This is a genomic window from Sphingorhabdus buctiana (assembly GCF_042680825.1).
Lineage (GTDB): Bacteria > Pseudomonadota > Alphaproteobacteria > Sphingomonadales > Sphingomonadaceae > Sphingorhabdus_B > Sphingorhabdus_B buctiana.
In genome coordinates this window covers 179,407-192,990 of record NZ_JBHUEL010000002.1, presented here as the reverse complement: position 1 = coordinate 192,990, position 13,584 = coordinate 179,407, and the positions used below count along the sequence as shown (strand labels likewise).

Below are 13,584 nucleotides of genomic sequence, written 5' to 3'. Positions count from 1 at the left end.
ATGCGCCGCATCGCAACGGCGTTGCTCGCCCTGATGGCGGTGCTATTCGTCCTTGGCCTTCACCTTGAACGGAATGTCCATCCGCATTGGGGTTTCCTAACTGCCTTCGCCGAGGCCGGCATGGTTGGCGGGCTGGCAGACTGGTTCGCCGTAACCGCGCTTTTCCGCCATCCACTGGGTATTCCAATCCCGCACACGGCGATCATTCCGAATAACAAGGAACGCATCGGGCGCACACTGGCCGCCTTCCTGCGATCCAATTTCCTGACGACCAAGATCGTTGCGCGTCGCATCCGCAACATGGATGTAGCGGGGGCGATGGGACGGTTCCTCAACACCCCCGGCTCTGGCGAAGGCCGGATGCGGATGGGAGCATCGCGTCTGATCGGCGATATTGTGGAATCGCTGGATGATGAGCGCCTTGGCGGAATTGCCAAGGGGGCCGTCCGCAAGCAGCTCGAAAAGCTCGATATTGCCCCGCTGCTTGGACAGTTGCTGGCGGCGATGATCAAGGAGCGGCGGCACCTGCCCGTCCTTGATGGCATCATTGCCTGGGCTGCGAAGACGCTGGAGGCCAATGAGCATATCATTCGCGCGATGGTAGAGGAACGTGCTGGCACGATCATGCGCTGGACAGGCCTTGATGACCGGCTCGCCAACGCGATCGTTTCAGGTCTGGAGAAACTGCTTGGCGACATGGCCGAAGATCCGGACCATCCCCTGCGCGCAAAGGGTGAAGAGGGCCTCGAAAAACTTGCCTACAATCTGCGCCACGACAAGGAACTGCAGGCGAAGGTCAATCACTGGAAGCAGGAGCTGCTCAAAAACCCGGCCTTCGCCAAATGGATCGACGGTCTATGGGGCCAAGGTCGCGATGCCCTGCTGAAGGCTGCGCGTAACCCCGATGCCGCATTGGCCGGCAGTTTCGGCGATGCCCTGACCAAATTGGGTTCCACCTTGCAGGATGACGTCCGCCTGAAGCGCCAGATCAACCGCTTCGCGCGCCGGGCGATTGTCGGGACGGTAGAGAATTATGGCGATCAGATCGTCTCGCTCGTTTCCGACACGATCGGCGGATGGAACAGCGCCACGATCACCGACCGGGTCGAAAATGCGGTGGGCAGCGACCTGCAATTCATCCGGATCAACGGAACATTGGTCGGCGGGCTAGCCGGCCTTGTCATCCACGCCATTTCGCTCGCCATTTAATTTGCGGCGCGGATCATATCCTCGATGCGGACGAATTTTTCGCGCGGGGCCCCTTCGCGTGCTCGGGCGACTTCTGCTTCCTCGATCTTTTTCCAATCGCTGAATTTGACGATCTGGACGCCGCGTTTTTCAAGCAACGCATCCAAGGCGGGGCGCCCTCCCTTCCCCGATCCTGCGCCAATATCTTCTGCAACCGCTTCAATAATCATATAGCCATCGGGCCTATTGGTGCCGATTGTGCCAGACGGCCCACGGCGGGCCCAGCCGACGCAGTAAAGTCCGGGCAGGATGCGCCCATCGACATTGGCAAAACGTCCCCGACCATGCTCGTATGGCACTCCGTCGATCGAAGGCGTTTGATAACCGATGCACGCTACCACCATTGAACAGTCTATCGAATAAGTCTCGCCAGTGCCGCGACTGCGCAACTCACTATCCAGCTCGGTGCGTTCGACAATAATCCGTTCCACCTTACCATCGCCCTCAATCGCGACCGGGGCGGCGTAGAAGTCAAAATCGATTATGATCGGCTTGGTCGCGCGGTAGCTTTCGGGGATGGCGGCAAATTCGCGCAAGCACGTCACTGATTTTCGCATGCCAGGCTCAAGCAGCATGTCTTCGCCCTCTTCGGGCAAATCGGCACGGTCGACATTGGGGCATGCGCGGTCAAGATGCCCCAGTTCGCCAAGTTCCTTTGGCGTCATGGCAATCTGATGCGGGCCTCGCCGGCCCAAAATCGTGATTTCCTCGGTATTGGCGGTTTCCAGCATATCGAGCGCATGGCTAACGATATCCGATCCGCCCAATTCGGAGCGGGTTTTCGACAATATACGGGCGACATCGAGCGCGACATTGCCATTACCCACGATAACGACATGCTTGCCATCGAGTGGTGGTTCCAGGTCGGCAAAATCGGGATGCCCGTTATACCAGCCGACAAATGCAGCACTGCCGAATACGCCCGGAAGTTCGGCACCGGGAATGCCCAATTCACGATCATTCGGAGCACCCGTTGCCAATATGACGGCGTCATATATTTCGAGCAGTTCATCAATTGAAATGTCCTGCCCAACCATGACATTGCCGACAAAACGGACATTTTCCGAGAGCGCGACGCCCTCATAACGTTTGGAAACCGCCTTGATCGATTGGTGATCGGGGGCAACGCCGAAACGGATCAGGCCATATGGAACCGGCAGGCGATCGATCACATCGATCCGAACATCCTCACCAAACTGCTTTTGCGCCGCTTCCGCAGTGTAATAACCTGCCGGGCCGGACCCGATAATCGCAATATGCCGCAAGCGCACCCTCCTCCACTTGCCCGCCGACGTGCAGTCGGTCTCTCTCCGGAGTCGGAGCATAAGCAGCGGGAGTGTAAATGCAATCGGGCGAATGCGGCGGAAAGCGCTTTTCCCTTACTTATTTCGCGCCTAAAGGTGCAGCAATGACTGCTAAGTTACCATTCCTCTTGGCGATTTCTGTATCGTTGTTTGCCCTTCAAGCGTGCAAACAGGTTGAGGAACAAGACGACCGTCCCGAGAGTTCACGCCAATTCCCGCGGGCTGATAGGGCTGTATCGCAGTCCGGAGACACCGAATTTTCCACCGAGGCTGCCCGCGATGAAGCGGGCGAGGCCACCAAATTGATGGACTGGGCCGCTATCAAACCAGGCATGACCGTGGCAGATATTGGCGCAGGCGAAGGCTATTATACCGTTCGCCTTGCCGAGCGCGTAGGCGCCAAAGGGCGCGTCTTGGCGCAAGACATTAATCGCGGTGCGCTGGATCGATTGGGCGAGCGTATAGCACGCGAACGGTTGGATAATGTCGCGATCAAGGAAGGCGGCATCGACGATCCGCGCCTGCCCCCCAACAGTTTTGACCGCATTTTCATGGTGCACATGTACCATGAAGTTACCGAGCCCTATGCCTTTATCTGGCGGCTGCGCAGCGCTTTGAAAGCAGGTGGCCAGGTGATAGTCGTTGACCGCGACCGCGCGACCAAACGTCACGGCATCCCACCCAAATTGCTTTTCTGCGAATTCGATGCCGTCGGATATCGCTTGGTTGAATTTGCGCAGCGCCCCGAAGTCGGTGCTTATTTCGCGCGCTTTGAACGCAAAGGTGAGGCCCCTGCCCCCGCAGCGATCAAAACCTGCAAGGAAACCGCAAAGCGCGTTTAGGCAGCTTTCCTGCCGCCTGCTCTCGGACGGTCGAGAAACTCCCGGATTGCAGAAATGCTTTCCTCGACATGGCTGAGCATGAACAGGTGCCCGCCGTCGTCGATTATGAACAATTCGCTGTTCGGGATAAGCATTTTCAGGAAATGGCCATTTGCGACCGGCACGATCTGGTCATCGCCGCCCATCATGATCAAGGTGTCATGCTTCATGAAGGGCAGGAAGGGCGCGCTCGTCCAGCCAAGCATGGCCAGCAACTGGTAGAAATAGCCGGTCTTTGACGGTGGTTTGATCCGTCCAATATGCCCCTCGGACCCGTCGTCGGTACCGCCATAGAGCGTATTGAAATGCTTCCGCATGAAATCGGGGTCGATGTAACGGCGCGGATCCGCCATTTTTACGAGCGCCTTGGGATTGCCAGGGACCATCAGCATTCCGGCCGTTGTGGCAGCTAGGATCAAGCGATTGACGCGCGGGCCATTTTGCAGCGTAAACTGCTGCGCCATCGCCCCACCCCAACTCACGCCCATCACATCCACCTGGTTCATGTCATAGCGGTCGAGCAGTTGCTCTGAAATCCGGCCCATCATCCATGCATTATAGGGAATCATCGGCTCGGGCGAACCGCCAACACCGGGCATGTCAAAGGTCAGGAAATCGCGGTCAGGCAACATTTCGGCCAATGGAGCCATTGCCTCGATGTTCGCACCGATACCGTTGAAAAACAGCAAAGGCAGCTTGCTCGTTTTCTCTGCCGATTTCCAATGGGCAACCCGAAGGTTGCGCCCATCGACTTGTTCCATGCTGAAACGCGGTTCGCGTTTAGTGGTCATATACTATTCCTTGCCCGCCCGAACTCTCGAAGGCTCGGTTCAATGTTGCAGCGCAACATAGACTGCGCTGCACTTTACGCAAGCGTCAATCGAGGACGTACAATCCCGGGGCATTTTCCATCGGCGGGTGCTTCTTGCTGCCGCAAGCCGCTGGTGCTTTCACCTTTTTACCCGAACGTTCGGCCAGCCATTCGGTCCAGAACGGCCACCAGCTGCCGGCATTTTCCTCTGCCCCCTTCATCCATTGTTTGACGTCTGCAGGGGGATTGCCCTTGGTATTCCGCCAATATTTCGCCTTTGGATTGCCCGGCGGATTGAGGATTGCCTGCATATGTCCGGCCTGGCTCAGGACAAATTCGACATTCTTCGATCCAAACAGCTGCGTTGAGCGATAACAGGCCTGCCACGGCGTAATATGGTCGGTCGTGCCGCCGAGGATGAACATGTCGCCCTTCACCTTGGTGAGGTCGAGCGTATGGCCTGCAATGTCGAACGTTCCGGGCTGCGCATAGGCATTAGCCTCGAACAGTTCTAGGAAATCACCCAAAAGGCTTGCCGAAAGGTTGGTAGCATCGGCGTTCCAGAACAGGATATCGAACGCTGGCGGATCCTCTCCAAGCAGGTAGTTATTGATCACATAGTTCCAGATCAGATCGTTCGGCCGCAACCATGCAAAGCCACGCGCCAGGCTGCTGCCTTCGATCACGCCCTTTTTGGCGGCGCGCTGTTTTGCCAGCGTGATGCCATTGTGCGAAACGAGTGAGCTGGCTTCGGTATCGCCGGGCTTGGGTTCCAACACGCAAACCATCATTGTGATGGCATTGATGCGGTCATCTCCATCTGCAGCCATGCGCGAGCAAAGCACGGACATCGTCTGGCCGCCTGAGCAGCCACCCGAGACATTGACTTTGTCGCTGCCGGTAATCTCGCACACGACATCGACGGCCTTGCGGCACGCCTCGATATAATCGCCCATTCCCCAGACGCCTTGGTCATGCGTGGGATTGCGCCAGCTGATCACGAAAGTCTGGAAACCATGCGCAACCTGCCACTTGATGATGCTCTTTTCCGGCGACAGATCGTTGATGTACATCTTGTTGATCTGCGGCGGGATAGTGAGCTGCGGGATGGCATAGACTTCCTCGGTCGCCGGCGCATATTGGATCAATTCGAACATCTCGTCGCGATAAACGACCTTGCCCGGCGTGGTGGCGATATTCTCGCCTAGTTTGAATGGCTTCTTGTTGACTTGGCTCACCATTCCATCGTTGTGAACCAGATCGTTATAAGCGTTCTGCAATCCCTTGATCAGGCTAAGCCCTCCGGAGTCAACCAAGCGCTTTTGCGCTGTAGGATTGCCGATCAGGGTGTTGGTTGGCGCAAGTGCATCGATCACCATCTGGCTGACGAAATTGGCTCGATCGCGCTCGAGTGCGTCCAGTTCCAGATCCTCAATCCAGCCTTTGATGCCCTTTTGTACAGCGAGATAATATTGCGCGCCCGCCTTGAAGAATGGATTGAAACTCCAAGCAGGGTCCATGAAGCGTTTGTCTTTGGGGTCAGGCGCCAGATCAGACTTTCCAGTCATGATCTTCACAGCATCTTCAGTGAAGCCTGACACCGCCTTGAATGCACTGTTCGGATTGGCAGCTGTCTGCCGCAGCATGACACCGATTGCGCCGGCGAAATCCTCGCGTGCCAAGCCGGCCAATGGGCCCAGCGCCATGGTCGCATCATTGGCCGCATCGAAAGCGGTTTCCGGAATGGAACCCAGCCCCTTTTTCTTGCCGCCGCCAGCTTTTGCTTTTGCTTTCTTTTCAGCCATATGAGCTACCTCTCCTCTTCCTCACGCACAGAAATTGCACTTAGCGAAGGCAAGGTCAATTGGCGAAAATCATTGGCGTTTCATCTGGACGGCCAGCCCGGCTCTCGATATGCGCAATCGCGGATGAGAGGGGTTTAGAGAATGGGCGAATTTTCATGGGTTGCAGACCCCGCTTCTGGCATTCGCCAGCGCTTTGTTGAGGCAAATGGCCTTAAGTTCGAGCTGGCAGAGGCTGGTGATGCCAAGGCGACGAAGTTTGCCATTCTCTTGCATGGCTTTCCTGAGCTGAATTTTTCATGGCGGCACCAGATGCCCGAACTGGCGGCGCAGGGATGGCGCGTTTGGGCGCCTAATCTGCGCGGCTATGGGGCCTCTTCCCGACCGGAAGGCGTGCCGGCCTATCGGATGGACAAGTTGATGGCAGACGTCGCCGCGCTGATTGACCTAGCCAAGGCCGAGGCCCCGATCGACGAAATCATGCTGGTTGCCCATGATTGGGGCGCGGTTATCGCATGGAACTTTGCCATCCAGAAAGTTCGTCCGCTGGACCGACTGGTCATTATGAATGTTCCACATCCAAAATGCGCTGAACGTGAATTGAAGCATTGGCGGCAACGGAAGAAAAGCTGGTACATCTTCTTCTTCCAGCTTCCCTGGCTTCCTGAAAAGATGATGCTGGCAAATGATGCGAAGGCGGTTCGCCAGGCATTTTTCAATACGGCAGCCAACAAGGATCGTTTCTCCGAAGCAGATCTGGATATTTATGCCGCTGCTGCCCAGCGACCCGGTGCCATGCACGCCATGGTCAATTATTATCGAGCGCTGGTGCGATATCCCGAAGCGCGCGAGGTAGGCGATGCGATGGTCGACACGCCGACATTGGTGATTTGGGGCGAGAATGATCTCGCGCTTGATATCCACCTGCTGGACGGGATGGAGCAATGGGTTCCCAACCTCACCGTGCACCGATTGCCCGGAATCTCGCACTGGGTGCAGCAGGATGCGCCTGAAGAGGTCAACCGCTTGCTGGGTGACTGGTTGAAAGGATGAGCGCTTTCGAGATTGCAGCGGTCCTGCTCGGGATCGCCAACATCATTTTGATCATCCGCCGTTCGGTGTGGAACTATCCGTTCGCAATCGCGATGGTGTCCCTTTACTTCATCATTTTCCGCGATGCGAAACTGTATAGCGATGCTGGTTTGCAAATCTTCTTTCTCGCAGTGAATGCTTATGGCTGGTGGAGTTGGCACCGCAATCGCGCAGACGCCGGGGAAATCATCGTGGAGGAACTCAGCTCGAACGGGTTTGGTGCCTGGATTGCCGGGTCGATCCTGGCGACACTCGCTTGGGGCCTCATTATGACCAATCATACCGATGCCAGCTATCCATTCTGGGATGCGGGCGTCGCGATGCTCTCGGTCGTTGGGCAGATTTTGATGACAAGGCGCCTGATTGAAAACTGGTATTGGTGGATCGTGGTCAACATCATCTCGATCCCGCTTTATATCCTCAAAGAGCTTTACCTGACTGCCGGACTTTATGTGCTGTTCCTGACGCTCGCGGTTGCGGGGCTGATCGAATGGCGCAAGGTGCAGGCGCGCCAGGCATGAAGCGCGTCTGCCTCCACGGGCCCGAAAGCACCGGCAAATCGACGCTGGCGACGCGGCTTGCGGCACATTTCGGCTGCGAGGTCGTCCCCGAATATGGCCGCGCCTATTGCGAGGCGCATGGCACCGATATCGGCATGGCGGAACTGGTGCATATCGCCGAAGCGCAAGACGCGATGAACAAGGCAGCGGCAGTCCGGGCGGCGGAGTTGCACGCGCCATTGGTATTGTTCGACACCGACCCGCTGATCACCGAGGTTTGGGCCCAGATGATGTTCGGGCATAGCGATCCATGGTTTGAACGCTTTACCGGATATGCCGATCTCTACCTGCTGCTCGATATCGACCTGCCCTTTGTCGACGATGGTTTGCGGGTTTATGCCAAGGCAGAGGAGCGGCGGCATTTCTTTGAACTATGCAAGGTGGAACTCGACAATCGCGGAGTCAGATATGCCTTGATTCAGGGCGAAGGGGAGAGCCGGTTTCGGGCCGCGCTTGAAGCGATTGAGGCCGCCTGCTAGGGGGCCGCGATGACTGAACTCTCCCACATCCGTAATTTCTCTATCATTGCCCATATTGATCATGGCAAGTCGACGCTGGCGGACCGGCTAATCCAACATACGGGCGGCCTTTCCGAGCGCGAGATGTCGGCGCAAGTCCTTGATAATATGGATATTGAGAAAGAACGCGGGATCACCATCAAGGCGCAGACCGTCCGCCTCGATTACACCGCAAAGGATGGCCAGAAATACGAGCTGAACCTGATGGACACGCCGGGCCATGTCGACTTCGCCTATGAAGTCAGCCGCTCCCTCGCCGCGTGCGAAGGCGCATTGCTCGTGGTCGACGCCGCACAAGGGGTGGAGGCGCAGACCCTCGCCAATGTCTATCAGTCGATCGAGCATGACCATGAAATCGTGCCCGTCATCAACAAGATCGATCTGCCCGCCGCCGATGTCGACAAGGTGAAGGCAGAGATTGAGGAAATCATCGGCCTGCCCGCCGACGACGCCGTCCTCACCAGCGCCAAATCGGGCATCGGCATCGCCGAGGTGCTGGAAAGCATCGTCACCCGCATCCCCCCGCCCAAGGGTGACCGCAACGCGCCGCTAAAGGCGATGCTGGTCGATAGCTGGTACGACCCCTATCTGGGCGTCGTCATCCTTGTGCGCGTAATCGATGGCGCGATCCGCAAGGGCCAGCAGGTCAAATTCATGCAGGCGGGCACCACCCACCTGATCGACCGCGTCGGCTGCATGCGCCCCAAGATCGAGATACTCGACGAAATCGGCCCCGGCGAAGTCGGCTTTATCACCGCGCAGATCAAGGAAGTCGCGCAAACCCGCGTCGGCGATACCATCACCGATGCGAAGCGCCCCGCGGCAGAGCCCCTGCCCGGCTTCAAGGAAGTGCAGCCGGTGGTGTTCTGCGGCCTCTTCCCCACCGACGCCGCGGATTTCGAGAAACTTCGCGAAAGCATCAGCAAACTGCGCCTCAACGACGCGAGCTTCAGTTTCGAGATGGAAACCAGCGCCGCGCTGGGCTTTGGCTTTCGCTGCGGCTTTCTGGGGCTGCTCCACCTGGAAATCATTCAGGAGCGCCTCTCCCGCGAATATGACTTGGACCTGATCACCACCGCGCCATCGGTGGTGTACAAGCTGAAACTCGGCCGCAGCAAGACCGAGGACGCGCGCGAGATGGAGCTGCACAACCCGGCGGACATGCCCGATGTCAACCGCATCGAGGAAATCCAGGAGCCGTGGATCGAGGCGACCATTTATTGCCCCGACGAATATCTGGGGTCTATCCTGAAGCTGTGCCAAGACAGGCGCGGCATCCAGAAACAGCTGACCTATGTCGGCGGCCGTGCGCAGATCGTCTACGAACTGCCCCTCAATGAAGTGGTTTTTGATTTTTACGACCGACTGAAGAGCATCAGCCGCGGCTACGCGTCATTTGACTATCACCAGATCGGCCACCGCGAGGGCGACCTTGTGAAGATGAGCATCATGGTCAATGGCGATCCGGTCGACGCTCTCAGCATGATCGTGCACCGCAGCACCGCCGAAGCGCGCGGCCGCGGCATGTGCGAGCGCCTGAAAGACCTGATCCCCCGCCATCTGTTCAAGATCCCGATCCAGGCGGCGATTGGCGGCAAGATCATCGCCCGCGAAACCATCGCCGCGCTGCGCAAGGATGTGACCGCGAAATGCTATGGCGGCGACATCACGCGCAAGAAAAAGCTGCTGGAAAAGCAGAAGAAGGGCAAGGCCCGGATGCGGGAGTATGGCTCGGTGAGTATTCCGCAGGAAGCCTTTATTGCGGCGCTGCGGATGGGTGAGGAATAAAGATAAAAACTTCACGTAATGCCGAATCAACGAACGGTACTAACTGTACTTGTTGCAGTGCAATTCCGCTTGATTCCCGGAGATCTTCGTAAGAGTATTAATGTCCTGTATCTTTGGCGTTTTTGTCAAAACTTTTGCGTGTACAGGAGATTCTATTGGCTTTCGCTGTTTTTATGCACCGCGCCGATTCGATTTATGATGATAGCCCTGCGGAGCGATACCAATTTCCAAGACAATATCTCAGTCGCGTTACATCATCTATTGGAAGTTGGATCGTTTATCTTGAACCCACAAAAGTAAGAAACTCGCGTGGATATTTTGCGGTAGCTAAAGTCGAGAACGTCATCCCTGATCCCACCAATCCGGACATGTACCTCGCTCTTATAGAACCCGGAAGCTATATCGATTTCTCCAGTCCTGTTCCATTCCGAGCCGACAATGGTCCTGTTGAACGCGGATTATTGAACGACGCAGGTGTTCTATCCGGGCGAGCACAATCAGCGGTCAGAGCTCTTTCGCCAGAAGATTTTAGAAGAATAGTCGAAGCAGGATTACCTGACGACGTTTCCATTTTGCCGCGGAGTGACGATGAAGTTACGCCAGATATCCTAAGTGATGAACGCCTAGTCTATGAATTCGACCGACCAATTATACAAAGCCTTGTTTCGCGAAAAAAGAGAGACCAACTTTTTCGACGGGCAGTCTTAGCTGCATACGACAGCACTTGCGCAGTCACTGGCTGGAAGCACATTAATGGAGGTGGACGTGCAGAAGCTGAAGCCGCGCACATCAAACCCGTGGAGTTTGCAGGGCCGGATAGCATTCAAAATGGCATCGCACTCTCGGGCACCATACATTGGATGTTTGACCGCGGACTAATTGGGTTCAGTGATGATTTAGACATCCTAGTTCATCGCAAAGTCAACGACAGGCAAGGCATTGAATCCATAATCAACTCAACCGGGAAATTGCTCGCCCCTAGCCTAGCAGCGCATCGGCCCCATCCGGCATTTCTTGCTTGGCATCGAAGTTTCCATGGCTTCGAAGTGGAGCATTAAGTTGAAGTACAAGATAAGCAGTTGGATTATCGGTGAGCGCACCAGACTACAAAGCATAGTCTTTGATGCGCATTCAGTTTTGGATGCAAGCCAGATACACTCTCACAATTGGAATAGAAACTTTGCGTTTTCAGATCGGGTGCGTTCTGCGCTGTATGGTTATGAGCCGGCAAAACGCCGATGGAGACGGATGGAAATAATCAACTGGTGAATTTCAATCACTCTCACCCCGCAGGCAAAAACGTATCCCCCTCCGGCTTTGCACTCTCCACCTGCCGGTTCGCGCGCCACTCCGACTCTGCGGCGGCGCGCTCGTGGTGATTGCCGGGTGACCAGATGATCCGCGCACGCGCGGCCTCATCCTTCTCCATATCCGCTTCATTCAAATAAAAGGGCCGGCGCGGGCGGGTGTAGGGCTCTATCGCCGGGCGCGCGGGGTCGGTGATGCCCTGCGCGGCACCCTGCCCTGTGGCGGCCTCCGCCTCTTCCCTTGCGCGCTGGCGCATCGCCTCTGCGCTTGCCTTTTCCCATGCCGCATGCCGGGCATCCTCCAGCGCGCGGCTGATCGGGGTGCTCCACGGGCCGCCATGGGGCGCATTGTGGAAATGCGCCTTGATCATGTCATAGCTGGCGCCGCCAACATCCAGGACAACCTCTATCATCGCCAATTGGCGCAGCGCGAAATCGGCGGCGAGGATATTGCCTTCGCTGCGGTGGAAATATTCTTCGCGCACCTTGGCCTGATATTGCTGCAACAGTCGCGTGATCGTCGCCGCCTGGTCGGTGCGGGCGGCCTCTGCCTCTGCCCGCGCGGCTTCGGCCTTTTGCGCCGCTTCCTCCTCCCACTCCTTGCGCCATTCCTCTTTCAGTTTCTGGATGCCGTGCGGCAGGCTGTTCGCCGGGCGACCGGAAAGGTTGAGGTTGCCGCCATACAGCTCCGGAAAGCGTTGCTGCACGATCCACATCATCGCGCGGGTATTAAATTTGCGCCGTTCGAGGATGACCTCGCCATTCTTGATCAGCTTTTCGGGTGTGCCGTGGATGGCATGATCCATCAGCGTATCGAGCACGCGGCGCGCGCCCATTTCGATCGCACTATCCCAAGCCGCGGCAAAGCTTTCCGCGCCCTCCGCCCGTTTGAGGTTGTAGAGCGCGCTGTCGCTCGCGCCGATGGCGGTGGCCGACATCTCCACACTGCCATTGACCGACAGATAGGCGATGAAGGCGCGTTGTCGCATGGGGTTAAGCCCGTTGGAGCGCAGCCGCTTGCGCGGCACGGGGGTGAATTCGAGCGCGGGAGGCAGGTCTTCGGGATCGATTTCGAACGGGGTGGGTTCGGGGGTAGGTTCTTGGTTTGGGGGGAGGAGCGCTTTCGCCATGGGCCTTTTCCTTATCGCATGAAAAGGCAGCGCAGTTATCGCATGCGGGGCGTGTAGGACAGCGGTTTTTGTGGGTTAGTTACTCCCCTCCCGCAAGCGGGAGGGGCCGGGGGAGGGCCTGTAAAGTCATCAAGCTCGCTGCGCTCGCCCCCTCCCCTAACCCCTCCCGCTCGCGGGAGGGGGACAGCTCAGGCCGCGTCGGCGATGCGGTAGCGGGCTTCGGTTTCGGCGACGGATTCGCGGATGAATTCGCCAATATGGTCAAGCAGCGCGCGGACATGCGGTTGCTGACGCGCGGCGGCGCTCGTCACCAGCCAGCCCGGGGTGGTGAGTTCGGGGATTGGCGGGAAGAGGCGCACAAGGTTGCCGTGCGTATCGCCGATCAGGCAGGGCATCACCGCCGCGCCCATCCCCGCGCGCACCGCGGAGATGACCGAGGACAGCGTGTTGGCGCGGTGGACGATCTGCATATCGGGGCCAAGGCTATCGACCCAGCGCTCGATCTGCCCCACGCCGGTGCCGGCCATGCCGACAAAGGGGAAGCGGGTGAGCCCGTCATAGCTGTTGGGCATGCCGAGCTCGTCCGCCAGGTCGCGGCGAACATAGACGCTCTCGTGCAGCTCGACGATGCGGCGGATGACGAGGCTTTCGTCTTGCGGCGGGTTGCCGAAACGGATCGCGATATCCGCCTCCCCCCGCGCAATATCGAGGGTGCGGTCGTCCACAATGATCTCCGCCACCACCGCGGGATGTTTCGCACGAAAGGCGGCGATCGCGGGCATCAGCCAGACATTGGCGGCGCTCTCGACCGTGGTGAGGCGCACGGTGCCACTCAGGCGGCGCCCTTCGGCAGCGACGCTGTTCTGCAGCGCCTCCACCTCACGCTCGACGCGTTCCGCATGCGGCAGCATCGCCTGCCCCCGCACCGAAAGCGTATAGCCGCTGGGGCTGCGCACAAAAAGCGGCGTGCCGAGCGCTTCCTCGAGCATGGTGATGCGGCGCGAGACGGTGGCCTGCGCGACCTTCAGGCTGCGCCCCGCGGCGAGCGTGCTGCCCGTGCGCGCGACGGCGAGGAAGAAACGCAGGTCGTTCCAATCGAACATGCTGTCCATATAGCATCGGGTTATGCATTTTTGAATAACC

12 protein-coding genes are annotated in these 13,584 nt (G+C 57.8%); 7 read left to right on the top strand and 5 right to left on the bottom strand.

The genetic code is table 11. The annotated features are described in order from the left end of the window. Positions 1 to 1,209 (top strand): DUF445 domain-containing protein, encoded by a 1,209-nt coding sequence (locus tag ACFSAG_RS01410; protein WP_381511252.1) that lies wholly within the window; start codon positions 1 to 3, stop codon positions 1,207 to 1,209. Here the strand turns inward: ACFSAG_RS01410 and ACFSAG_RS01405 are convergent. Further along, positions 1,206 to 2,513, bottom strand: a complete 1,308-nt coding sequence (locus ACFSAG_RS01405; RefSeq protein WP_381510797.1) for an FAD-dependent oxidoreductase — start codon at positions 2,511 to 2,513, stop codon at positions 1,206 to 1,208. The two genes, ACFSAG_RS01410 and ACFSAG_RS01405, sit on opposite strands and share 4 nt — an antisense overlap. 143 nt (positions 2,514 to 2,656) lie before the next feature. Between ACFSAG_RS01405 and ACFSAG_RS01400 the strand changes: the two genes are divergently transcribed. Beyond that, positions 2,657 to 3,394 carry a class I SAM-dependent methyltransferase gene (locus tag ACFSAG_RS01400; protein ID WP_381510795.1) on the top strand — a complete coding sequence of 246 codons (738 nt, stop codon included), beginning with the start codon at positions 2,657 to 2,659 and terminating at the stop codon, positions 3,392 to 3,394. On the opposite strand, the gene ACFSAG_RS01395 is transcribed toward ACFSAG_RS01400, so the two are convergent. Then, the gene (locus tag ACFSAG_RS01395) at positions 3,391 to 4,224 is read right to left on the bottom strand and encodes an alpha/beta fold hydrolase (protein WP_381510793.1); all 834 of its coding nucleotides are present in this window, start codon (positions 4,222 to 4,224) and stop codon (positions 3,391 to 3,393) included. The genes ACFSAG_RS01400 and ACFSAG_RS01395 overlap by 4 nt on opposite strands. 85 nt (positions 4,225 to 4,309) lie before the next feature. Then, a complete protein-coding gene (locus ACFSAG_RS01390; protein ID WP_381510792.1) occupies positions 4,310 to 6,049 on the bottom strand; it encodes a PHA/PHB synthase family protein in 1,740 nt (579 codons plus the stop codon). Between the two features lie 141 nt (positions 6,050 to 6,190). Here ACFSAG_RS01390 and ACFSAG_RS01385 point away from each other — a divergent pair, with 141 nt between their 5' ends. From ACFSAG_RS01385 to ACFSAG_RS01365, 5 genes are all read left to right on the top strand, one after another. Further along, positions 6,191 to 7,099, top strand: coding sequence for an alpha/beta fold hydrolase (locus tag ACFSAG_RS01385; RefSeq protein ID WP_381510790.1), 909 nt, complete (start codon positions 6,191 to 6,193; stop codon positions 7,097 to 7,099). Beyond that, complete coding sequence (gene pnuC, locus ACFSAG_RS01380; RefSeq protein ID WP_381510788.1) at positions 7,096 to 7,659, top strand: nicotinamide riboside transporter PnuC; 564 nt, start codon at positions 7,096 to 7,098, stop codon at positions 7,657 to 7,659. The genes ACFSAG_RS01385 and pnuC overlap by 4 nt, the downstream gene beginning before the upstream one ends. Further along, on the top strand, positions 7,656 to 8,177 hold the full coding sequence (locus ACFSAG_RS01375; protein ID WP_374614726.1) for an AAA family ATPase: 522 nt from the start codon (positions 7,656 to 7,658) through the stop codon (positions 8,175 to 8,177). The genes pnuC and ACFSAG_RS01375 overlap by 4 nt, the downstream gene beginning before the upstream one ends. Positions 8,178 to 8,186: 9 nt before the next feature. Continuing rightward, a complete protein-coding gene (gene lepA, locus ACFSAG_RS01370) occupies positions 8,187 to 10,004 on the top strand; it encodes a translation elongation factor 4 (RefSeq protein ID WP_374614725.1) in 1,818 nt (605 codons plus the stop codon). 155 nt (positions 10,005 to 10,159) lie between these two features. Continuing rightward, the gene (locus ACFSAG_RS01365; protein ID WP_381510786.1) at positions 10,160 to 11,062 is read left to right on the top strand and encodes an HNH endonuclease; all 903 of its coding nucleotides are present in this window, start codon (positions 10,160 to 10,162) and stop codon (positions 11,060 to 11,062) included. A gap of 224 nt (positions 11,063 to 11,286) precedes the next feature. On the opposite strand, the gene ACFSAG_RS01360 is transcribed toward ACFSAG_RS01365, so the two are convergent. Together ACFSAG_RS01360 and ACFSAG_RS01355 are read right to left on the bottom strand one after the other, a co-directional pair. Further along, positions 11,287 to 12,441 carry a hypothetical protein gene (locus ACFSAG_RS01360; RefSeq protein ID WP_381510784.1) on the bottom strand — a complete coding sequence of 385 codons (1,155 nt, stop codon included), beginning with the start codon at positions 12,439 to 12,441 and terminating at the stop codon, positions 11,287 to 11,289. 188 nt (positions 12,442 to 12,629) lie between these two features. Continuing rightward, positions 12,630 to 13,553, bottom strand: a complete 924-nt coding sequence (locus ACFSAG_RS01355) for a LysR family transcriptional regulator (protein WP_381510782.1) — start codon at positions 13,551 to 13,553, stop codon at positions 12,630 to 12,632. Between the last annotated feature and the right edge of the window lie 31 nt (positions 13,554 to 13,584).